The 22,884-nt window shown below is 65.3% G+C and carries 18 protein-coding genes; 3 read left to right on the top strand and 15 right to left on the bottom strand.

Translation table 11 applies throughout. The features are described from left to right. The first annotated feature begins 30 nt into the window (after positions 1 to 30). Positions 31 to 1,065 carry an RluA family pseudouridine synthase gene (locus ACZ1A1_RS13720; RefSeq protein WP_463620360.1) on the top strand — a complete coding sequence of 345 codons (1,035 nt, stop codon included), beginning with the start codon at positions 31 to 33 and terminating at the stop codon, positions 1,063 to 1,065. 246 nt (positions 1,066 to 1,311) lie between these two features. Next, positions 1,312 to 2,217 (top strand): RNA polymerase sigma factor RpoH, encoded by a 906-nt coding sequence (gene rpoH, locus ACZ1A1_RS13725; RefSeq protein WP_119256739.1) that lies wholly within the window; start codon positions 1,312 to 1,314, stop codon positions 2,215 to 2,217. Positions 2,218 to 2,288: 71 nt separating this feature from the next. On the opposite strand, the gene ACZ1A1_RS13730 is transcribed toward rpoH, so the two are convergent. Together ACZ1A1_RS13730 and ACZ1A1_RS13735 are read right to left on the bottom strand one after the other, a co-directional pair. Continuing rightward, positions 2,289 to 4,502, bottom strand: coding sequence for a hypothetical protein (locus ACZ1A1_RS13730; RefSeq protein WP_463620361.1), 2,214 nt, complete (start codon positions 4,500 to 4,502; stop codon positions 2,289 to 2,291). A gap of 69 nt (positions 4,503 to 4,571) precedes the next feature. Then, the gene (locus tag ACZ1A1_RS13735) at positions 4,572 to 5,876 is read right to left on the bottom strand and encodes an adenylosuccinate synthase (RefSeq protein WP_313193721.1); all 1,305 of its coding nucleotides are present in this window, start codon (positions 5,874 to 5,876) and stop codon (positions 4,572 to 4,574) included. 222 nt (positions 5,877 to 6,098) lie between these two features. Here ACZ1A1_RS13735 and ACZ1A1_RS13740 point away from each other — a divergent pair, with 222 nt between their 5' ends. Beyond that, the gene (locus ACZ1A1_RS13740; RefSeq protein ID WP_463620362.1) at positions 6,099 to 6,992 is read left to right on the top strand and encodes a DMT family transporter; all 894 of its coding nucleotides are present in this window, start codon (positions 6,099 to 6,101) and stop codon (positions 6,990 to 6,992) included. A gap of 62 nt (positions 6,993 to 7,054) precedes the next feature. Here the strand turns inward: ACZ1A1_RS13740 and serA are convergent, their stop codons facing one another. The 13 genes from serA to tolQ form a co-directional block, all read right to left on the bottom strand. Beyond that, on the bottom strand, positions 7,055 to 8,650 hold the full coding sequence (gene serA / locus ACZ1A1_RS13745; RefSeq protein ID WP_463620363.1) for a phosphoglycerate dehydrogenase: 1,596 nt from the start codon (positions 8,648 to 8,650) through the stop codon (positions 7,055 to 7,057). Between the two features lie 75 nt (positions 8,651 to 8,725). Continuing rightward, the gene (locus ACZ1A1_RS13750) at positions 8,726 to 9,907 is read right to left on the bottom strand and encodes a phosphoserine transaminase (protein WP_463620364.1); all 1,182 of its coding nucleotides are present in this window, start codon (positions 9,905 to 9,907) and stop codon (positions 8,726 to 8,728) included. Positions 9,908 to 10,085: 178 nt separating this feature from the next. After that, complete coding sequence (locus ACZ1A1_RS13755) at positions 10,086 to 10,814, bottom strand: outer membrane protein (RefSeq protein WP_463620365.1); 729 nt, start codon at positions 10,812 to 10,814, stop codon at positions 10,086 to 10,088. 187 nt (positions 10,815 to 11,001) lie between these two features. Continuing rightward, a complete protein-coding gene (locus tag ACZ1A1_RS13760; protein WP_463620366.1) occupies positions 11,002 to 11,871 on the bottom strand; it encodes an outer membrane protein in 870 nt (289 codons plus the stop codon). A 241-nt stretch (positions 11,872 to 12,112) separates the two neighbouring features. Then, positions 12,113 to 13,465, bottom strand: a complete 1,353-nt coding sequence (glmM, locus tag ACZ1A1_RS13765) for a phosphoglucosamine mutase (RefSeq protein ID WP_313196767.1) — start codon at positions 13,463 to 13,465, stop codon at positions 12,113 to 12,115. 280 nt (positions 13,466 to 13,745) lie between these two features. Continuing rightward, the gene (gene ftsH, locus ACZ1A1_RS13770) at positions 13,746 to 15,668 is read right to left on the bottom strand and encodes an ATP-dependent zinc metalloprotease FtsH (RefSeq protein WP_463620367.1); all 1,923 of its coding nucleotides are present in this window, start codon (positions 15,666 to 15,668) and stop codon (positions 13,746 to 13,748) included. Positions 15,669 to 15,880: 212 nt separating this feature from the next. After that, positions 15,881 to 17,161: a tRNA lysidine(34) synthetase TilS gene (gene tilS / locus ACZ1A1_RS13775; RefSeq protein WP_463620368.1), complete on the bottom strand. Its 1,281-nt coding sequence runs from the start codon at positions 17,159 to 17,161 to the stop codon at positions 15,881 to 15,883. Between the two features lie 20 nt (positions 17,162 to 17,181). Then, the gene (ybgF, locus tag ACZ1A1_RS13780; protein WP_463620369.1) at positions 17,182 to 18,189 is read right to left on the bottom strand and encodes a tol-pal system protein YbgF; all 1,008 of its coding nucleotides are present in this window, start codon (positions 18,187 to 18,189) and stop codon (positions 17,182 to 17,184) included. A gap of 150 nt (positions 18,190 to 18,339) precedes the next feature. Then, entirely contained in the window at positions 18,340 to 18,879 is a 540-nt protein-coding gene (pal, locus tag ACZ1A1_RS13785) for a peptidoglycan-associated lipoprotein Pal (RefSeq protein ID WP_313196771.1), read from the bottom strand. Between the two features lie 313 nt (positions 18,880 to 19,192). Beyond that, positions 19,193 to 20,497 carry a Tol-Pal system beta propeller repeat protein TolB gene (tolB, locus tag ACZ1A1_RS13790; protein ID WP_313196772.1) on the bottom strand — a complete coding sequence of 435 codons (1,305 nt, stop codon included), beginning with the start codon at positions 20,495 to 20,497 and terminating at the stop codon, positions 19,193 to 19,195. A gap of 21 nt (positions 20,498 to 20,518) precedes the next feature. Beyond that, the gene (locus ACZ1A1_RS13795; RefSeq protein ID WP_313196773.1) at positions 20,519 to 21,631 is read right to left on the bottom strand and encodes a hypothetical protein; all 1,113 of its coding nucleotides are present in this window, start codon (positions 21,629 to 21,631) and stop codon (positions 20,519 to 20,521) included. 9 nt (positions 21,632 to 21,640) lie between these two features. Further along, a complete protein-coding gene (gene tolR / locus ACZ1A1_RS13800; protein ID WP_415215382.1) occupies positions 21,641 to 22,090 on the bottom strand; it encodes a protein TolR in 450 nt (149 codons plus the stop codon). Between the two features lie 15 nt (positions 22,091 to 22,105). Then, positions 22,106 to 22,822: a protein TolQ gene (tolQ, locus tag ACZ1A1_RS13805; RefSeq protein ID WP_119256724.1), complete on the bottom strand. Its 717-nt coding sequence runs from the start codon at positions 22,820 to 22,822 to the stop codon at positions 22,106 to 22,108. Positions 22,823 to 22,884 lie beyond the last annotated feature (62 nt).

Genomic DNA, 22,884 nt, shown 5'->3' on the forward strand with positions numbered 1-22,884 from the left:
GCCCTTCCGGCAATCAGCATAAGTGAAACGATGACCGACCCCTTTAAAGAAGCCGAGGCCACAAGAAAAGTCCTGACCGCGCCGGAAGATGCCGAAGGACGCATCGACGCATGGCTGGCCGCCACGCTCGCCGGCGACTATTCGCGCAGCCGCATCAAGGCGCTGATCGAGGAAGGCGCCGCCATCGTCAACGGCGTGGCGATGACCGAGCCGAAGCGCAAGGTGCATCCCGGCGACGTGATCGAGTTCACCATGCCCGCCCCGCGCGATCCCGAGCCGAAGGGCGAGGACATCCCGCTCGACGTGCTCTACGAGGACGACGACCTGATCGTGCTCGTCAAGCCGGCCGGCCTCGTCGTGCACCCCGCCGTCGGCAACTGGACGGGCACGCTGGTCAACGCCCTCATCCACCATTGCGGGGCGAGCCTTTCCGGCATCGGCGGCGTGCGCCGCCCCGGCATCGTGCACCGGCTGGACAAGGAAACGAGCGGCGTCATGGTCGTCGCCAAGAACGACGCGGCCCACCGCCATCTCTCCGACCAGTTCGCCGACCACGGTCGCACCGGCCCGCTGGAGCGCGCCTACCAGGCCATCGTCTGGGGCCGCCCGCGCCAGATCAAGGGCACGATCGACGCCCCGCTCGGCCGCGGCGCCGACCGCACCAAGCGCGCCGTCAAGCGCGAGGACGCGGACGACGCCCGCGAGGCGATCACCCATTACGAGGTGGTGGAACGCTACGGCGAGACCGAGGACGGCACGAGCCTCGCCTCGCTGGTCGAGTGCCATCTGGAGACCGGCCGCACGCACCAGATCCGCGTGCACATGGCCCATATCGGCCATCCGCTGATCGGCGATCCCGAATATGGCGCTGCCTTCCGCACCAAGGCGAACCGCCTGCCGGACGAGGCGCGAAAGATCGTCAACGGCTTCCGCCGCCAGGCACTGCATGCCTTCCTCCTCCAGTTCGAGCATCCCTCGACCGGCGAGACCATGCATTTCGAGGCGCCCCCGCCGGCGGACATGGAACGGCTGATCGACGCCTTGCGCAGCATGGAAGAGGCGTAAACCCCTTGATTTGCGGGCGGCGGACCCCATCTTGGGGATGTGTCGCAAATTCCTTTCCGTCGCCGTCTTCACGCAGCCGTGAAGGCGCGCGCAATCTTGAATCATTGTTTCGCCATACCTATCTGTAGGATCAGTGGGGTCGCCATGACCCACGGGGAGCATGGTCGCTGACGGGGATCCGGTCTCGGGATCAAGCTCCGTACCAAGGCTTGCCGGAATGGAAGCCGTCTCAGAAAGGGGTGCTGAATGGCCCGCAATACGCTGCCGTCTATCACGGCCGGAGAAGGTGGTCTCAACCGCTATCTCGATGAAATCCGCAAGTTTCCGATGCTTGAGCCGCAGCAGGAATACATGCTCGCCAAGCGTTACCAGGAGCACGGCGACCGCAACGCCGCCCATCAGCTCGTCACGAGCCACCTTCGCCTCGTGGCCAAGATCGCCATGGGGTATCGCGGCTACGGCCTGCCGATCGGCGAAGTCGTTTCCGAGGGCAATGTCGGCCTGATGCAGGCCGTCAAGAAATTCGACCCGGAACGCGGCTTCCGCCTCGCGACCTATGCCATGTGGTGGATCAAGGCCTCGATCCAGGAATATATCCTGCGGTCCTGGTCGCTGGTGAAGATGGGCACGACCGCCAACCAGAAGCGCCTGTTCTTCAACCTGCGCCGCATGAAGGGCAAGATCCAGGCCATCGACGATGGCGACCTGCGCCCCGACCAGGTGAAGGAAATCGCGACCAAGCTCAAGGTCTCCGAGGACGAAGTCGTCTCGATGAACCGCCGCCTGTCCGGCGACGCCTCGCTGAACGCGCCCATCAAGGCGTCCGAAGGCGACAGCGGCCAGTGGCAGGACTGGCTCGTCGACGACCACGACAGCCAGGAACAGACCCTGATCGAGCAGGACGAGCTGGAAACGCGCCGCGCCATGCTGGCCCGCGCGATGAGCGTCCTCAACGATCGCGAGCGCCGCATCTTCGAGGCCCGCCGCCTCGCCGAGGACCCGGTCACGCTGGAAGAGCTTTCCAGCGAGTTCGACATCAGCCGCGAGCGCGTGCGCCAGATCGAGGTGCGCGCCTTCGAGAAGGTGCAGGAAGCCGTGCAGAAATACGCGGCCGAACAGGCCCGTGCCGTCCGCGTCATCGAAGACGCATAAGGCGAACGGTATCCGACATGAAAAAGGCCCGGCAGCGATGCCGGGCCTTTCTTTTGCGTGTCGGGCGGACCTTACTGGCCGGCGCCGGCGCTGCCGGCCGCGGCCCAGGCCTTCATCACCTTGTCGAAGGCTTCCGTGCCGGCCGCGCCCTTGTCGAGCGTCAGCAGCGCGCGGCGGCCGTTGCGGTAGGTGATCGGGATATCGATCCACGCGCGCGTGCGCATGAGTTCCGTGTTCTTGGCGATCGCCTCGGGGAAGTCGTTGAGCGCGATCATGTGGAAGTCGTCGGTGATCTTGGCGGGCACCGCGATGAGCGCGTCGCCGCGATCCTGCTCGGTCCGCTTCATCGCCACGCGCTGCACGCTCTCGATGCCGCCGCCCTCGAAATTCTCCGGCAGCGAGAAGACCAGCTCGACGATATGGCTCGCCGGCAGCGACTTGTCCGCATTGCGGCGGAAGGTGATGAGCGCCGTCAGGCCCTTCGAGGGCACGTTGATCTGCGCGCGCACCACCGGCTCGGGCTTGGCATCGCCGCCCGGCGATTCCTCGGCGCTCGACCAGGCGACCGTGCCTTCGATGGCCGTCGGCGAGGTCTGGCCGAGACGCTCCTCGTAAAGGAACATCTTCTGCGACACGCCCGCGGCCGGCTGCTCGCCGGTCGCAGCCGGGGTTTGTTCGCCGGTCGTCGTCGCCGCACCGTTGGCCGGGGTCTGCTGCGCCGTTTCCGTGCCCGCGGCCACGCCGGCATTGCCGTCGTTCTCGGCCGAAGCGGTTTCCGTGGACTGGGCCGCGACGGACTTGCCCTCTTCGGCCCCGTTACCGTCGAGCGCCGGCGCCGGGCCGTTGTCGACCTCCGAGCCGTCCGCCATCAGGCGCTGGGTGAACTTGCCGCTGGCATTCTGCGCTGCGGAAGCGACCTCGGTGTTCGCCGTGGTGCCGGCGGCATTATTATCGCCCGTCTGCTGGGTGGAAGGCGTGGTGTTCGCCGGCAGGTCGCGTGCGCCATCCGCCGTGTCGGTGGCCGGCTTCGTCTCCGCGGGCGTCTTTTCCGCCAGGGCGGTGAAGGAGGCGATCTTCTCGTTGACCCAGCCGTTCACCGTATCGCGGTTGAACCAGTAGGCCGCGCCGGCACCGCCGACGATCGCCAGGAATGCGACGGTGGCGGCAAGCGCGCCGAGGCCGAAGCGCGACTTGCGCGGCTCGGCGCGGAACGAACGCTGCGGCGCACGGGCCGTCTCGGCGCCTGCTGTCGCCGCTGCGGTCGAAGTGATCCCCGCAAGGCCGTCGTCGAAGGCCGGGGGCGTTGCCGTGACGGACGGTTCCGTCTTGGCCGGAAAGCCCATCAGGTCGTCGAGGTCGTCCCAATCGCTCTTCTTCGCGGTGTCGGCCGGCTGGGCTTCCGCCGGGACGGCCTTTTCCTCCGGCCATTCCCAGGCGAGCGGATCGGGCTCGACGGCGGGCTGGTCGTGGTTCTCGGCGACGGTCGCGGTGGTGGCCGCCTCGTTCCAGTCCCATGCGGCCTCGGCGGCCGGCATGCGGGCTTCCGCCAGCGGATCGGCCTCCGGCGCCTGCACGTCGTGAACGGGATAGGCGACCGGCTCGGGCTCGACGACCTCCACCGTCTCGGCCCCCGCCTCGGCGGTCACGTCATGCTCGGGCTCGTGCCAGGAGGGAACGTAGTCCTGCGTCGGCTCGGCCTCCGCCTGCCAGGACGGCTCGACATGGGCGGCGACGGCGACCGGCTCGTGATGAACGATCTGCTCCTCGACGACGGGTTCGGGCTCAGGCTCGACGTCCGGCTCGCTGACGGCGACGGGCTCCTCGGCAACCGGCTCTTCGGCCACCGGTTCATGAGCAATGGGTTCATGAGCGACAGGTTCGTAAGCGACGGGCTCTTCGGCCGGCAGCTCTTCCGCATGATGCTCGACGGCGGCCGGCTCCTCGTAAGGCTCCGGCTCGGCGGCTGTGACAGGCTCTTCTTCCGGCTGCGCGACGACGGCGGGTTCTTCCGCCACCGGCACGGCTGCAACGGGTTCCTCGACGGGTTCGAAAGCGGGCTCATCGGCCGGAAGCGCCTCGGCATGATCGCCCTCGACGTCCGTGATCGCCGCTTCCAGCTTGTCGAGCTGGCGCTTCATGAGTTCATCGGAAGGGCGCGGGTTCATGGATTCGAGCTGCCGGCGGACCGCGCCGCGGGCTTTCTCGTAAACCTTCTGCCGCATCTCGGCATTGTTGTCCGAGAGGCCATCCACGGCCCTTCGAATGACTGCTACAAAATCCGCCATCAGAACTTTCCGTCGTGTTCGCGTGCTATCCTATTGGAATAGGTCACGGAACTGGTGTTGAGCTTGAGATTAGTCCTCAAACGGGTCGGTCACAAGTATGGTGTCGTCCCGCTCCGGGCTTGTCGAAAGCAGGGCGACCGGCGCGCCGATCAGCTCCTCGACCTGGCGGACATACTTGATCGCCTGGGCCGGCAGGTCCGCCCAGCTGCGCGCGCCGACCGTCGATTCCTTCCAGCCTTCGAGCGTGACATAGATCGGCTCGACGCGGGCCTGCTGGCCCTGGCTTGCCGGCAGGTGGTCGATCTCCTGGCCGTCCAGCTTGTAGCCGACGCAGATCTTCAGCTCGTCGAGGCCGTCCAGGACGTCGAGCTTGGTGAGCGCGATGCCGGTGATGCCGTTGGTGGCGACCGACTGGCGCACCAGCGCGGCGTCGAACCAGCCGCAGCGGCGCTTGCGGCCCGTCACCGTGCCGAATTCATGGCCCTTCTCGCCGAGGAACTGGCCGATCTCGTCGGTAAGCTCCGTCGGGAACGGGCCTTCGCCGACGCGGGTCGTATAGGCCTTGGTGATGCCGAGGATGTAGCCGAGCGAGCCCGGGCCCATGCCCGAACCGGCGGCGGCCTGGCCGGCAACCGTGTTGGACGAGGTGACGAAGGGATAGGTGCCGTGGTCGATGTCGAGCAGCGAGCCCTGCGCGCCTTCGAAGAGGATGCGCGCGCCGCGGCGGCGCTCCTTGTCGAGCATCAGCCAGATCGTCTCGCGGTAGGGCAGGACGCGGTCGGCGACCGAGGTCAGCTCCTGCATGATGGTCTCATGCGCCACTTCGCTCTCGCCGAGGCCGCGGCGCAGCGCGTTGTGGTGGGTCAGCAGGCGCTCGACCTTGCCGGAAAGCGTCTCGGGATCGGCAAGGTCCATGACGCGGATGGCTCTACGGCCGACCTTGTCCTCATAGGCCGGGCCGATGCCGCGGCGGGTCGTGCCGATCTTGACGCCCGAATTGGACTTGGAGGCGGCGTCCTCGCGGATGCCGTCGAGCTCGCGGTGCAGCGAGAGGATCAGCGTGGCGTTGTCGGCGATGCGCAGGTTCTCCGGCGAAATCTTGACGCCCTGCTTTTCCAGCTTGTCGATCTCGGCGATCAGCGCGTGCGGGTCGACCACGACGCCGTTGCCGATGACGGCCATCTTACCCGGACGCACGACGCCGGAAGGCAGCAGCGAAAGCTTGTAGCTGGTGCCGTCGATGACGAGCGTATGGCCGGCATTGTGACCGCCCTGGAAGCGCACCACGATATCGGCGCGTTCGGAAAGCCAGTCGACAATCTTGCCCTTGCCTTCGTCACCCCATTGCGATCCGATCACCACGACGTTCGTCATTTCATCTTTCCCGTTTTCGCGCGCGAGCGCTTCACTCGTTTACGCGCACGTGCGCGTGCGCCTGACCTGAAACCCGCGCATCTATACTGTGTTGTCTTTGGGAATGCGACCCTGTTATGGCGGCCGGCATCCGCTTTTTGCATGACATGGCGCGGATTTTCGCCTTATGTGAGGCGCCGCTCGCGCATCCCGCCCCCGCCTTTCTCACCCGGACAAGCCGCCTTGAACAGCAGAGCCTATATCTATCTGTCCGTCACCACGCTTTTCTGGGGCGCGAACTCGGTTGCCGGCAAGCTCGCCGTCGGCCATGTCAGCCCGATGGTGCTGACGACCTTTCGCTGGATCGTGGCCCTTCTCGTCATCCTCGCCCTCATGCTGCCGCAGGTGAAGCGCGACTGGCCGAAGATCCGCCGCCACTGGCTGCAGCTCCTGCTCTACGGCGTCTTCGGCTTCACGGCCTTCAACGCCCTGCTCTACACCGCGCTCGGCTATACCAGCGCCATCAATGCGGTCATCGAGCAGGCCGGCATTCCCATGCTGATCTTCGTCTTCAACTTCCTGCTCTTCCGCATCCAGGCATCGCTCGCGCAGGTTCTCGGCTTCACCGTGACCCTTGTCGGCGTGCTGGTAACAGCCGCTCATGGCGAATTCTCGGCGCTGGCGGAACTCCAGTTCAATTTCGGCGATGCCCTGATGCTCGTCGCCTGCATCGTCTATGCCGGCTATACGGTATCGCTGCGCTGGAAGCCGGACCTGCACTGGCAGAGCTTCATCGCCGCCCCCGCCTTCGGCGCCCTCCTCAGCGCTATCCCGCTCTTCATCTGGGAGCTGTCGCGTGGCGCGGCCATCTTCCCGGACGCCACCGGCTGGGGCGTCGTGCTCTATGCCGGCATCTTCCCCTCGCTGCTGTCGCAGGTGCTCTATGTGCGGGGCGTCGAGATGATCGGCGCGAACCGCGCCGGCCTCTTCATCAACGCCATTCCCGTCTTCGGCACCATCCTCTCCGTCTTCCTGCTCGGCGAGACGATGCAGCTCTTCCATGTCCTTGCCCTGCTCCTCGTCCTCGGCGGCATCGCGGTCGCCGAATGGGGCAGGCCGAAGGAAAAGAACGGCTGAAAGAAAAGGCCCGCCGGACAGTTCCGGCGGGCCTTTCCAGTCCGTCTTGGGAGGGACGAAGATCAGTCGACGTTGAAGACGAGCGGCTTGACCTGGCGGATCGCCGGGTTGGCGCCGAGCCTGGCGACCACGTCATCGGAAATCGGGCCGTCGACATAGAGCAGCGCGATGGCGTCGCCCCCTTCCTTCTCGCGGCCGAGCTGGAAGTTCGCGATGTTCACGCCGGCCTCGCCGAGCGTCATGCCGATGAAGCCGATCATGCCGGGAACGTCGGTATTGGTGATGTAGACCATGTGGCGGCCGACATCGGCGTCGAGGTTGATGCCCTTGATCTGGATGAAGCGCGGCTTGCCGTCGGAGAAGACCGTGCCGGCGACCGAGCGGGTCTGATTGGCGGTCTTCACCGTCAGGCGGATATAGCCGTCGAAGACGCCCGACTTGTCGCGCTTGACCTCGGAGAGGATGATGCCCTTTTCCTTGATCATCACCGGCGCCGAGACCATGTTGACGTCGGCCACCTGCGAGCGGATGAGGCCGGCAAGCACCGCGCTGGTCAGCGCCTTGGTGTTCATCGTCGCGGTCGCGCCGTCGTAGAGGATCTCGATTTCCTTGATCGCGCTTTCCGTGACCTGGCCGACGAAGGCGCCGAGCACGTCCGCAAGGCGGATGAAGGGCTTCAGGATCGGCGCTTCCTCCGCCGTGATCGACGGCATGTTGATGGCGTTGGAGACGGCGCCCTTGACGAGGTAGTCCGACATCTGCTCGGCGACCTGGAGCGCGACGTTCTCCTGCGCTTCCGTGGTCGATGCGCCGAGATGCGGCGTGCAGACGACGTTATCGAGGCCGAAGAGCGGGCTTTCGGTCGCGGGCTCGACCTCGAACACGTCGAAGCCGGCACCGGCGACATGGCCGGACTTGATGGCTTCGGCAAGCGCCGCCTCGTCGACGAGGCCGCCGCGGGCGCAATTGATGATACGCACGCCCTTCTTGGTCTTGGCGAGCGCTTCCTTGCCGAGGATGCCGCGCGTCTTGTCGGTCATCGGAACGTGGAGGGTGATGAAGTCGGCGCGGGCGAGCAGGTCGTCCAGTTCCACCTTCTCGACACCCATTTCCACGGCACGCTCGGCCGACAGGAAGGGATCGTAGGCGATGACATGCATGCCGATGCCGATGGCCTTCTTGCAGACGATACCGCCGATATTGCCGGCGCCGATGACGCCGAGCGTCTTGCCGGTGATCTCGACGCCCATGAACTTGGACTTCTCCCACTTGCCGGCCTGCGTGGAGGTATCGGCCGCGGGAAGCTGGCGGGCAACGGCGAACATCAGCGCGATGGCATGCTCGGCCGTGGTGATCGAATTGCCGAAGGGCGTGTTCATGACGATGATGCCACGGCGCGAGGCGGCCGGGATATCGACATTGTCGACGCCGATGCCGGCGCGGCCGATGACCTTGAGGTTGGTCGCCGCCGCGATCAGCTTTTCCGTCGCCTTGGTGGCCGAGCGGATGGCAAGGCCGTCATAATTGCCGATGATCTCGGCGAGCTTTTCCTTGTCCTTGCCGAGCTTCGGCTGGAAGTCGACTTCGACGCCGCGATCGCGAAAGATCTGGACGGCGGTTTCCGAGAGTTCGTCGGATACGAGTACGCGAGGTGCCACGATGGCCTCCTTAAATCGGTCTTGGAAGATGAGATAAAGGGTGGCTTCGCCCGGAGGACGAAGCCGGTCGCGAAATCAGGCCGCAGCCTTGGAAAGCGTCGCCTTCTGGGTCTCGAAGGCCCAGGTCAGCCAAGGCATCAGCGCCTCGAGGTCGGCGGTGTCGATGGTGGCGCCGGCCCAGATGCGAAGGCCCGACGGGGCATCGCGGTAGGCGCCGATGTCATAGGCGACACCCTGTTTGTCGAGCAACGAGACGAGGCCCTTGGCGAAAGCGCCTTGAGCCTCGGCGTCGAGCGCCAGCACGTCCTTGTCGGCGATCGTCAGGCAGACCGAGGTGTTGGAGCGCGTCGCCGGGTCCCTGGCGAGATTGGCGATCCACTCGTTCTTCTCGACGAAGTCGAAGATGACCTTGGCATTGGCATCGGCGCGGGCCATCAGGCCCTTGAGGCCGCCGACCTTCTTGGCCCAGAGGAGCGCATCGATATAGTCCTCGACGCAGAGCATGGAGGGCGTGTTGATCGTCTCGCCCTGGAAGATGCCCTCGATCAGCTTGCCGCCCTTGGTCATGCGGAAGATCTTCGGCATCGGCCATGCCGGCGTGTAGCTTTCGAGGCGTTCGACGGCACGCGGCGACAGGATGATGACGCCGTGCGCGCCCTCGCCGCCCAGCACCTTCTGCCAGGAGAAGGTGACGACATCGAGCTTGGCGAAATCGAGGTTCTGCGCGAAGGCGGCCGAGGTCGCGTCGCAGATGGTGAGGCCCTTGCGGTCTGCCGGGATGAAGTCGGCGTTCGGCACGCGCACACCCGAGGTCGTGCCATTCCAGGTGAAGACCACGTCACGGTCGAAATCGATCGTGGAAAGGTCGGGAAGCAGACCGTAATCCGCCGTGATCTTGCGGGTGTCGGGGAGCTTCAGCTCCTTCACGACGTCCGAGACCCAGCCCGAACCGAAGCTTTCCCAGGCGACCATGTCGACGCCGCGCGGGCCGAGCAGCGACCACAGCGCCATCTCGACGGCGCCGGTATCGGAGGCCGGCACGATGCCGATGCGGTAATCCGCCGGCACTTCCAGGACGTCACGGGTGAGATCGATGGCCTGCTTGAGCTTGGTCTTGCCGATCTTGGCGCGGTGCGAACGACCGAGCGGCGCATCGGAAAGCGCTTCGAGCGACCAATTGGGGCGCTTCGAGCAAGGGCCAGAAGAGAAATGGGTATTGTTCGGACGCACGTCCGGCGGTGTGACGGTCTTCGTCATGATCGCTATCCTTCCAGATAGATAGCTCCTCGTTGGGGAGGAGTGTCCCGCCGCCGGAAATATGGGAGAGCCGTTTTCAAGTCAAGCGGAATATGTCGCGATCGAAAAATATTAGGGCGCAACGGAAACGGTGCGCGGGTTGCCCGGCGCGCCGCCGCAAAAGCCAATAGACGATGCCTTACCAGAGAGGAACGCGCAGCCCGACGCGGAATTCGTGCTTGTGCAGCCCGTGGTCGCGGATCTCCACGTCGCCAGCGGCGGAGCGGAAGGCCTTGCCGCCGCCCATGCCGGAGAAGCGATAGCCGAAGTCGAGCTTGACGCGGGAGGTGAGGTCCACGGAAGCGCCGGCCATCAGGGCATAGGTGAAGCGCAAGCCGTCCCGCCCTTCCAGACCGGTGCAGCCCGCGCCCGAGCAGGCAGGGTCCCGCCAGTCGAGCCAGGTCACGCCGAGCCCTGCCCCGAGATAGGGCGTGAAGCCGGCGAGCGTGCCGAGGTCGACATAGCCGTTCGCCATCAGGCCGGCGGCGGAATAGTCCGCCTTGAAGGCGCAGGGACCGCCGGCGCAGGTCGCGCTGCCCTTGAAGTCATCTTTGGAAAAATCGGCGATCACATCGCCGCGCAAGAGATCGCTGAACTGGTAGCCGATGCCGACGCCGTAGGAGAGCGGCCGGGAGAAGCGCGCCGTATCGAAATCCCGCGTGCCGCCCGCATCCGTGAGGCGGGGCCGGTCACCCTTGATCCAGCCGGAATAGCCGAGATCGCCGCGAATGTACCAGCCTTCGGCCGAAGCGCTTTTCGACACGTCGATTTCCGGCGCATCGATGATCTCGATGTCGTCGGCAACGGCACTCGTCGCGATGAAAGCGGCGACGGCGGCCATGCCAAACGGTGCGAAGCGGCGGAACATGTCTCATTTCCCTGAAGACCGGATATGTCCGGCAGTAACCCCGGCGCCGGCCGCCTCACGCCGCCATACACCGTCGGTTAACCATATTTCTTAAGGAATGAAGAAACCGTTAAGCCCCTCCCCGCCGCGCCGGAACGCAAAAGGCCGCCCCGAAGGGCGGCCCTGAAAATTCATCCGGCAAGGCGGCTTACTTGTAGACCGGCTGCTCGATCGGAATATCGGCCGGCGGGACATAGGTCGCCGTTTCGCAGCCGTTGAAGGAGTAACGCAGACCGGCGCGGGCCTCGTGGCTGTAGAAGCCCTTGTCGTAACCGGGACCGCCGGCACTGCCGACAAAGCCGAACATATCTCCCTTAGTGACGTGGCGGAAGCGGTAGCCAATATCGGCCTTGAGGTTACAGGTCACATCGACCGATGCACCAGCCATGAGAGCATATGTGAAGCGCCAGCTTCTCTTGCCGCCATGCGTCACGGTACCGTCGCAGTGGGTATCGTCGATTGTCGAGCAGTTTGTGTTCTTCAAGTTATTCCACCGCACGTATGTTCCACCGATACCAGCGCCAACATACGGGGTAATGGCTCCATAATGCCCTATATCCACATAGGCATTAGCGAGTAGGCTAAGAGCCGTCATAGAAGCGATGTCAGTCGAAGTACATGGCCCCGAGCAAGCGCTACCGGCGGGGTCATAAGCCCCAGCGGCACCGCCACCGGAGGTCGAACCACGGAATTTAGAATTAAACATATAATCGAGCGTAACATCAGTGCGGAAGTGATCGGTAATCTGGTAACCGACACCACCACCGATAGTAAAACCACTCTTCAACCGGGTGGTATCGAAATCATTCGATATGTTAGTACCATTCGGAAAATAATGCGCCCCGCGCATCTTGTTGTACGACCAGCCCGTATCACCGCGCAGGTACCAGCCGCCCGTCTCAACCACCGCGACTTCCTGTGCCGAGGCCTCGATGACCTGCGGCTCATACAGATCGGCCGCGTAACCCGACGTGCCTGTCAGCAGGACGGCGACGATGCCACTCAAAACTTTCCTCATGGCCTTGCTCCAATAGGCTTGTGCTTGGCACGCCCGGCAAGCCGGCTTTCCAAGTCCCTCGATCGGCTATGGATAATGGCGAAGAAAGGTTAAGGCCCGATTAACTACAAAAATTTACTCTATCCGTTAACAACCATTCACAAATCCGGTAAATCTTTAAGTAAAGAACGCACTTCCACTTGCCGCCAATAGAAAAGGCCGGGGCAAGGCCCCGGCCTTCAGAAAAATGCGGTCGATCCGTTCAGGCGGCGCTGCGCACCGCGCCGATGACGCCGACGAGCTCATCCACGATGCGCTCCACCTGGGCGCGATCGTCGCCTTCCGCCATCACGCGGATCAGCGGCTCGGTGCCGGAGGGGCGGATGAGGAGGCGGCCGTTGCGGGCAAGCTCGCTTTCCGCATCCGCGATGGCCTGGCGCACCGCGGCGTCTTCCAGCGGCTTGCCGGCCTGCACGCGAACATTCTTGAGGATCTGCGGCACCGGCTCGAAACGGTTGCAGACCTCGCTCACCGTCCTGCCGCTGCGCTTGACGCAGGCAAGGATCTGCAGCGCCGCCACGAGGCCGTCGCCGGTCGTGCCGAAATCGGACAGAACGATATGGCCGGACTGCTCGCCGCCGACATTGTAGTCGTGCTGGCGCATATGCTCGACGACATAGCGGTCGCCGACCTTGGTGCGCTGGAGGCCAAGGCCCTTGTCCGTAAGGAAGCGTTCGAGACCGAGATTGGACATGACGGTCGCGACGATGCCGCCGCCACGCAGCATGCCGTCCTCCGCCCAGCTTTCGGCGATGACCGCCATCAGCTGGTCGCCGTCGATGATCTTGCCGTTCTCGTCGACGATCTGCACGCGGTCGGCGTCGCCATCGAGCGCGATGCCGATATCGGCGCGCACCTCATGCACCTTGCGCTGCAGCGTTTCCGGGTGGGTCGAGCCGCATTCGAGATTGATGTTGAGGCCGTCCGGCTCGTTGCCGATGGTCACGACATCCGCGCCGAGCTCCCAGAGCGCGGCCGGCGCCACGCGATAGGCCGCGCCATTGGCGCAGTCGATGGCGACGCGCAGGCCCTGCAGCGTGACGTCACGCGGCAGCGTGCGCTTGGCATGCTCGATATAGCGGTCGTGCACGCCGTCGATGCGCTTGGCCCGGCCGATCTCGGCGGACTTAGCGAGCTGCGCCATCATGTCCTTCTCGAGCAGGTCCTCGATCTCCATCTCCAGCTCGTCGGAAAGCTTGTAGCCGTCCGGGCCGAAGAGCTTGATGCCGTTGTCGTAGAAGGGATTGTGCGAGGCCGAGATCATCACGCCGATATCGGCGCGCAGCGACCGCGTCAGCATGGCGACAGCGGGCGTCGGGATCGGGCCGAGGACGAAGGCGTCGATGCCGGCCGCGGTGAAGCCCGCCACCATGGCGTTTTCCAGCATGTAGCCGGAAAGGCGCGTGTCCTTGCCGATCACCACGCGGTGCCGGTGGGCGCCGCGCCGGAAGATCGTGCCGACGGCGATGCCGACCCGCATGGCAAGGTCCGGCGTCATCGGGAAGGTGTTGGATTGACCCCGGATGCCATCCGTGCCGAAGTAACGACGTTTCATGTTCGCTCCTGAATTCGCCGGCCGGGCGGTAAGCCGCCGCGCCGGCGCGATACGCGCCCCATCTGCCGCGTCCAAGGTGCCTTCCGCGAGGCACCAACGAGGCAAGCATACTAGCCCCCTCGGGTAACCTTAAGCTTAAGACGCGCAGCTTTTGCGCTTCTTTGCCATAAAACCGGGCAAAGAACACCCGTCCCGGAATCAGGATTCATTACACTGCGTTACCGAAAGAAAACGGCCGGGAAAGATTTCCCGGCCGTTTCCATGTTTCCTGTCGCGGCGATTACTGCGGCTGCGGTTCCATTCCGCTTTCCGGTTCGCCGCCCTTCTTCTGGCCGGCCTTCGGAACGGCCGAGCCGCGATGCGGCGGCGTGTCGTCACCAAGATCGCGCGCCGGCTTCTCGCCGCGGATCAGCGCCTTGATCTCGTCGCCCGTCAGCGTCTCGTATTCGAGCAGGCCTTCGGCGAGCGCCACGAATTCGTGGTTCTGCTCGCTGATGATGCGCTTGGCCTCGGCATAGGCCTCGTCGATCAGCCGGCGGATCTCGTTATCGATCTTCTGCGCGGTCGCTTCGGACACGTTCTTCTGCTGCGCGACGGAATGACCGAGGAAGACCTCCTGCTGGTTCTCGCCATAGGCGACCTGGCCGAGCTGATCGGAGAAGCCCCATTGCGTAACCATGGCGCGGGCAAGCTTGGTGGCCTGCTCGATGTCCGAGGATGCGCCGGAGGTGATGTTGTCCTTGCCGAAGGTGATCTCCTCGGCGACGCGGCCGCCCATCATGATGGCGAGGCGCGAGACCATCCACTTGTAGCTCATCGAGTAGCGGTCACCTTCGGGAAGCTGCATGACCATGCCGAGCGCACGGCCGCGCGGAATGATCGTCGCCTTGTGCAGCGGATCGGCGAGCGGCACCTTGAGCGCGACGATGGCGTGGCCGGCCTCGTGATAGGCGGTGAGCTTCTTTTCCGCCTCGGTCATGGCCGAGGAGCGGCGCTCGGCGCCCATCATGATCTTGTCCTTGGCGTCCTCGAATTCCTGCATGGTGACGAGGCGCTTGTTGCGGCGCGCGGCCATCAGGGCCGCCTCGTTGACGAGGTTCATGAGGTCAGCGCCGGAGAAGCCGGGCGTGCCGCGGGCAAGGATCTTGAGGTCGACATTCGGCGCGAGCGGCACGTTGCGCACATGCACCTTGAGGATGCGCTCGCGGCCGACGATGTCCGGGTTCGGCACGACGACCTGGCGGTCGAAGCGGCCGGGACGCAGCAGCGCCGGGTCGAGGACGTCGGGGCGGTTGGTCGCGGCGATGAGGATGATGCCCTCGTTCGCCTCGAAGCCGTCCATCTCAACGAGAAGCTGGTTCAGCGTCTGCTCGCGCTCGTCGTTGCCGCCGCCGAGACCGGCGCCGCGATGGCGGCCGACGGCGTCGATTTCGTCGATGAAGATGATGCAGGGCGCGTTCTTCTTGGCCTGCTCGAACATGTCGCGCACGCGGCTGGCACCGACGCCGACGAACATTTCCACGAAGTCGGAACCCGAAATGGTGAAGAACGGCACATTCGCCTCACCCGCGACGGAGCGGGCGAGCAAGGTCTTGCCGGTGCCGGGCGGGCCGACGAGCAGCACGCCGCGCGGAATGCGCCCGCCGAGACGCTGGAACTTTTGGGGATCGCGCAGGAACTCGACGATCTCTTCCAGATCCTGCTTGGCCTCGTCCACGCCCGCGACATCCGCGAAGGTCACGCGGCCATGCGCTTCGGTCAGGAGCTTCGCCTTGGACTTGCCGAAGCCCATCGCCCCGCGCGAGCCGCCCTGCATCTGCCGCATGAAGAACAGCCAGACACCGAGGATCAGCAGCATGGGCAGCAGCGTGCCGATATAGCTGAGGAAGCCGGACGAGCCGTCCGTCTCGGGCCGCGCGCTGACGACAACGTTCTTCGCCTCCAGGCGCTGGACGAGCGAGTTGTCGCCGTTCGGCGCATAGGTCTGGAAGGTCGCGCCGGTCTCGACATAGCTGCCGACGATCTTCTCGCCGGTAATGACGACTTCCTTGACCCGGCTCGAGTCCACTTCCTTGAGGAACTGCGAATACGGGATTTCCCGCGAGCCGGTCTGCGTCGGGCTCGTCTGGAACATGCTGAACAGCGCGATCAGCAGAAGGGCAATGATCGCCCAGAGGGCGAAGTTTCGGAAGTTAGGATTCATCGAGCTTTCCGGGCACTTTCTCGGCCAAGGGCTCCTGACCGCTTCTCTCCCGCCTAACATAGGGTCGCCTTGCGGCCTTGCCAAGGCAAAGCGCTCGGCCCCGGGGGGGTTTTCTCAAACTATCGTCAACAGGCCGGGCCGAACGGCCCCTTGCGGGCCGTCCCGATGCCGGCATCTGCCGTCATGCTACCACAACGCTTCGGCCTGCGCCTTCATTCGTTCGGCGGAGACGCAAAAGATGGGCAGCCGGCAAGCTGCGCCAGCGCCTGCGCGGCCGGCAGGTCGAATCGGGGAAGGAATCGCGCGTAGGGCGCGATCACCGGGGCGATATCGACCATGCCTGCACCCACCGGCGCGCCGTCCTCGAATTTCAGGCAGGGCGCGGCATGGCGCGCCCTGAGGGCGGGGCCTTGAAGGCCTTCCACCGCCTCCTGCCCGAGCGCCGAGACGATGATCGTCCGCCGCGTCCCGTTGACGAGGCGAAACCGGCCGTCCCAAACGCCCGCCGCCCCGGCGGGAAGGACGAGGGGAGCGATGTCGCGGCATTCTCGGTAGAGATAGAGCCCGTCGCGGCGGCGGTCGAACACGACGCGCCCGGCCGTCATCCGCGACAGTGTGCCGCTGGCAAGGAAGGTCCGCAACCGGCCGGCCGAGCGGGTTTCCAGCACATGCACCCGCCCGCCGGCGGTCGCCGCCAGCAGCAGCAGGCCCCGCCAGCGCGCGGGATCGGCGAGCGCCGTCTCGACCGCGGCCGGCGCAAGCGCGAAAAGGCCCCGCTCCGCCCGCACATTGCCGAGAAGGAACCCGGCCGCGCGCTGCGCCAGCGAGAGCCGTTCGCCCGGCGTCGGCGGTACGGCCGCCGCATCGCCTCGCGTGCGGATGCGCACCCGCTCGAAACGGGGATTGGCATTGCTCGGGTCGTCGATCCAGCCTTCGCCCTTCTCGCGAAGAAATGAGCGGATCGTCTCCCGGTCGATGCCGAGGAAGGGTCGCAGCAGCCAGACCGCACCGTCGAGGAGAACCGCATCCGCCATGCCGGAAAGCCCGATGCCGTCCGCCGCCCGCGCCGCGCGCATGGCGACGGTCTCCACCTGGTCGTCGCGCGTATGGGCGGAGAGGATGGCATCCGCCTGCATTTCCACGGCCGCGCCGCAAAGAAGTTCATAGCGTTTCGCGCGGGCGGCGGCCTGGAGGCCGGCCTGCGGCTTTGCGCCCCGCCAGCGCCGGATGACATGGGGAACGCCGTGGCGCGCGCAAAGCGCTGCGACGGCGGCAGCCTCATCGTCCGAGCCGGCGCGAAGGCCATGATCGACGGTGCAGGCCGAAAGGGTGATATGCGGATGGCGCCCGGTGGCGCAGAGCGTGGCGAGCGCCACGAGAAGCCCCGTCGAATCGCTGCCGCCGGAAACGGCGATCAGCAGGCGGGCGGGGCGTTTGAAACTTGTCAGCAGGCGGCCGGCTGCCTCGACGACGGGATTGTCCGCGCGGGCCACGGCCTTGCCTCCATCCGCAATCAGCAGGACAGGCGGCTCTGTTCGGAAGAAACCTTGTTCTTCACGGCCTTGGAGGCGTTCGGGTAGCGCTTGTTCACTTCGCGCAGCGTCGCGCAGGCGGTTTCGCGATTATCGAGGGCGGCGAGCGACATGCCGAGCTTCAGCAGCATTTCCGGCGCCTTCTTGGACTTGGCGAAATTCTGGTGGGCATTGAGGAAGGTCTTGGCGGCCTCGTTGAAGTTGCCCTGCGAATACTGCGCCTCGCCCAGCCAGAAATTCGCGTCGGCGGCCTTCTCGCTCTTCGGGAAGACGTCGAGATAGTCGCGGAACTCGCGCTCGGCGACCTGGTAATCGCCCGAAAGCACATGGCCATAGGCCGCCTGGTAGAGATCGTCGGGATTGTCGAGCGAGGCGGTGGAGGATTGCGAGGCCTGCGGCAGGCCGGTATCGGCGCCCGGCACCGTGTTGTCGTTGCCGATCGAGGCGCTCTGGTTGTTCAGGTCCGGATTGGTCTCGGCGCCGATCGGGTTGCCGTTCTCGTCGAACTTGATGGAGCCGAGTTCCTGCGGCTGCGCGCCGCCGCCACCGCCGCCCTGCTGGCCGAGCGTGGCGGCCCCGGCGGTGTCATCCGCCGGTACCCGGTTCGAGGCGATCTGCTGGTCGGGCGTTCCGCCATTGACCGGCTTGTCGAGCGCGCCGCTCTTGCCGCCGGCCTTGCCCTTGCTGTTTTCCAGATCCTGGAAGCGATACTCGTTGTCTTCCTGCGCCTTGCGGATCTGCTCCTGCATCTGCAGGAGCTGGTAGCTCATCTCCTCGATGCGGCCGTTGAGGTTGCGGATCTCCTCCTCGAGCTGGCCGACCCGCGGGTCCATGGCCTGGGCGAGAACCACGTTTCCGTTGCCCGCTCCATGGCTCTTGTGGGAAAGGAAGCCGTTCGCCAGAGTCGAGAGCGGCGATGCGCTGATCGGCCCGACCGTGCCTGCGACCGCTGCGAGACTGAGAACGCCTGCCGCGACAAGTTTCTTCATCTATCTTCGTCCTGTTGGTCCGATTGTGCGCCGAAGCGCTGCCGAAGAGTTTTCCAAATACTCTCAAAAAGCAACGGAGTTCGGCCAAAGTGTGTTGAAAAAAGAAAGGCGGCCGAAAGGCCGCCTTTTCCATGCGTTCCCCGAGGGGAATTACATGCCCGCGCCGCCGAGAACGGTGACGGCACGACGGTTCTGCGACCAGCAGGAAATGTCGTCGCAGACGGCGACCGGACGTTCCTTGCCGTAGGAGATCGTCTTGATGCGGTTTGCCGGGATACCGCGCGAGGCGAGGTACTGGCGGGTCGCCGCAGCGCGGCGTGCGCCGAGCGCCAGGTTATATTCGCGCGTGCCGCGTTCGTCGGCGTGGCCTTCGACCGTGATCGCGTAGTTCGGGTAGCGCTGCAGCCACTGGGCCTGGCGGTCGAGCGTCGCGGCGGCGTCGGCGCGGATCGACGTGGAGTCGGTGTCGAAGAAGATGCGGTCGCCGACATTGACCGTGAAGTCCTGCTGCGAGCCGGGCGTCGCAGCGCCGCCGGCGCCGCCGTTGAGGCCGAGGTCGCCTGCGCTGTTCGGCAGGTTCTTCTTGGAGGCGCAGCCCGCCAGGGCGAGCGTCATGACGAGCGCGATCATCACCGGGTTGCGGGCGATGGTCTGCATGCGGCCAGCGGCCGGAGTATGAATGCGGCTCATGAGCCGGTCTCCTTGCATCAGTTCTTGCGTCAAGTTCGTTGAAGCGTCAGGTTTCAATCAGGGTTGCCAGACTGTAACCCGGAGCGGTTAATCCGCCTTCAACGGTTATGGTTAACGATTGCTTGTAAGACCGTCCCCGGCCCCTCGCATTTCATCATGCTGTCGCATGCTCGGGCGCGGAACCTCGTCACATATCCGCGCGGGCAGCATGCCGAAACGGAAGCGGGCCCGCCGCCTCTCGCCGTGGCGCCTGATTTACAGGACTTTGCGGCAAGAACGCGGCAGACTCGCCCCATATGGGATGGTCCGAAGACTATTCGAGCAGCGGCGACCAGGCCGGGTCGGAGGCAAAGCCCTTCGTCTGGATGAGCTGCTCGTTGTAGCCCGTCAGGTCGATCGAGTAGATCTGCGGGCCGCCGGCGCCGGCCGACTGGCGGAAGAACATCAGCACGCGGCCGTTCGGCGCCCAGGTCGGGCCTTCATTGTGGAAGCCCGTGGTGAGGATACGCTCGCCCGAGCCGTCCGTCTTCATCACGCCGATGGAGAACTTGCCGCCCGACTGCTTGGTGAAGGCGATGAGGTCGCCGCGCGGCGACCAGACCGGCGTGGAATAGGAGCCGTCGCCGAAGGAGATGCGGCGCTGGCCGGAGCCGTCGGCGCCCATCACGTAGAGCTGCGGCCGGCCGCCGCGGTCGCTTTCGAAGACGATCTGGCTGCCGTCGGGCGAATAGGACGGCGAGGTGTCGATCGCCGCGGTCGAGGTCAGCCGCGTCGTGGTGCGCGAGCGCAGGTCCATCGTGTAGATGTTGGAGTTGCCCTCCTGCTGCAGGCTCATGATGACCTTCTGGCCATCCGGCGAGAAGCGCGGCGAGAAGGTCATGCCCGGGAAGTTGCCGACAACCTCGCGCTGCCCCGTCTCGAGCTGGAGCAGGTAGACGCGCGGCTGGTTGCCCTCGAAGGACATGTAGGTGATTTCCTGGCGGTTCGGCGAGAAGCGCGGCGTGAGCACGAGTTCATTCGAATTCGTCAGCGCCCGGGCATTGAAGCCGTCCTGGTCCATGATGGCGAGCTGGCGCTTGCGGTCCGTCTTCGGGCCGCTTTCGGCGACATAGACGATGCGCGTGTCGAAGTAGCCCTTCTCGCCCGTCAGGCGCTCATAGATCGCATCGGCGATGATATGCGCCACGCGGCGCCAGTTTTCCGGCTGCGTGTAGAACTGCTGGCCGGTGAGCTGCTGGCCGGCGAAGGTGTCCCAGAGGCGGAACTCGGCGCGCAGGCGCCCGTCGCCCTCCTGCGTCACGCGGCCCGTGACGAGCGCCTGCGCGTTGATGACCTTCCAGTCTTCGAAGCGCGGCGGCTGGTCCGGATTGGAGATCTTCTCGATGAAGGCCTGCTTGTTGACCGGCGCGAAAAGGCCGGAGCGCTTGAGGTCGGCCGCGATGACGTCGGTGATGCGCTGGCCGAGGTCGCCGCTGGCGACGAAATCCGTCACCGCGATCGGCAGCGGCTCGACATTGCCCTTGTTGATGTTGATTTCCACTTTCGCAAAGGCCTGCGGCAGGGACACCGCAAGGCCGGTCAGCACGACCAGCAAACGGAGAAGATTGCGTCTGAACATCTATCTGGGCCTTCCTGGTTCTTACATCATTTCGCTCGGATCGAAGTTCACGACAACTTCGCTCCAGGCATCGTATTTTTCCGGGGGCAGCCCCTTGAAGGGCCGCGATTTCATGATGGCGCGGCGCGCGCCGCCGGCAAGCGCCCGGCGCGCAGCCTCCGAGCCGCCGGTCGCCACGACTTCCGGCTCGCCGATAATGTCGCCGTTCTGGTCTAGCTGCATCGTGACCTTGATGCGCACGTCGGCGGCGTCCGAAAGGCCGGGGATGATCGACCAGTTGTTCTGGATCTGGCCGCGCAGCGCGTCCATCTCGCTCATCGAGAGCTTGGTGCCGGTCGTCGTCTTCTTGCCGCCGAGCGCCGCCTGCTCCTGCGAGCGCTTGGCGCCGCCGCCGGCCGCCTTTTCCTTGTTGAGAAGCGCGGCGATCTCGTCGGCGTTGAAGTCGCTGTCATTCAGCGAGCTCGCCTTCTCCTGCTTCTTCTTCTCGTCCTTCTTGCGGTCGGGCGTCTTGGCCGTCTGGGCCTTCGCCGTCTCGGTCTTCTTCTCTTCCGGCTTCTTCTCCGGCTCGGCCTTGGCCGTCTCGACCTTCGGCTTCATCTCGGGCAGCGGCACCTTGTCCGGCAGCGCCTCGGCTTCAGGGTCCTCGGCGGGCTTTTCCTCCGCCGGCTTGGCCTCGGGCTTCGGGTCGGGCTTGACCTCCTGCTTGGTCTCGGGAAGGGCGGCGACCTCGGTCGAGGGCTCGCTCGCCTTTTCGACCGGCTTTGCTTCCTCGGCAGGCTTGCTGTCCGGCGTCTGGACGACCTTCTCGGCCTTTTCCGGCGAGGCGGCGGTCTCGATGTCGCGCGGCTTTTCCTCCGGCGTCGGCAGGTTCTTCAGGTCGATCTCGTTGTCACCGACATTTTCCGCGTTCTCGACCGGCGTCTGCTTCTTGGTCGGAACGGGGGCGGCCTTTTCCTTCATTTCGGCCTTCTTGTCGCCCTGCTGGATCTGCGTCAGCTCCTCGATCGACACGATATCGACGGGCAGGGCCTCGACATCGGCGACGTCGAAGCTCTCGGGACTGCCGAGCGAAACCAGCGCCCAGGTGAGGACCACGGCGTGGATGACGGCGGATGTGGCAAGGCTGCCCTTCATGGCGTGCGATTACCTGTCCGGTTTCTGCTCGGTGACGAGGCCGATATTGGTGAAGCCGCCGGCCTGGATGCGCGACATGACGTCGGCCATCACGCCATAGGGCGCCATGCCGTCACCGCGCACGAAGATGCGCTCGGTATAGCCCGTGGTGGCCACGGCCTGGAGCTTGGCGGCGACCTCCTCGATCGGGATCGCGGTTTCCTGCAGGAAGACCTGGCCGTCGGCCTTGACCGAAACGGTGATCGGCTGCGTATCGGCATTGAGGGCTTTCGCCTGCGTCTTCGGCAGGTCGAGCGGCACGCCGACGGTCATCAGGGGGGCCGCGACCATGAAGATGATGAGCAGCACGAGCATGACGTCGACCATCGGCGTCACGTTGATCTCGCTCATCGGGGCGCGCTTGCCGCCCCGGCGGCGGCGTCCGCCGCCTGAATTCTTCGCTCCGACTGACATGCCCATGGTGTCGTCTCCGTCTTACTGCGCCGCGGCGCGCGGCTGCAGCTTCTCGTCGATCTGGCGCGAGAGGATGGCCGAGAACTCGTCCGCAAAGCCCTCCATGCGCGCCGTCAGCTTGCCGGCGTCGGCGGAGAACTTGTTGTAGGCGATGACCGCGGGAATGGCGGCGACGAGGCCGATGGCGGTGGCCAGCAGCGCTTCCGCGATGCCCGGCGCCACGACCGCAAGGCTCGTCTGCTTGGAGCCGGCGATGGCCTGGAAGGAGGTCATGATGCCGACGACCGTGCCGAAGAGGCCGACGAAGGGCGCCGCCGAGCCGATGGTGGCGAGCGAGCCGAGCCGGGCTTCCAGCGTCTCGGATTCGCGCGACAGCGTCACGTCCATCGCCCGGTCGATACGCATCTGCAACCCGATGGGCGAGCGCGCCCCGCGTTCGAAGCTCTTCTTCCATTCCCGCATCGCCGCCACGAAGATGGCGCTCATGCCGGTGGTCTGCCGGTCGGAGAGCGTGCGATAGAGCTCCTCCAGCGACTGGCCCGACCAGAAGACCTGCTCGAAGCTGTCGAGCTGGCGGCGCGCCCGGCCGTAGCTCACGGACTTGTCGACCACGATGGCCCAGGTCCACACGGACGCGGCGAGAAGGCCGAGCATGACCAGCTTCACGATGAATCCGGCCTGGATGAAGAGACCCCACAGGGTCACGCTGCCAGCCGCTTCCAAACCCACTTGTTCCATAGACCTATGTCCCCGAATCCAGACACCCGGCACGGGCCTTCGCGGCTCGAACCGGGTCACAT

This window comes from Shinella sp. R2-11 (genome assembly GCF_055330205.1).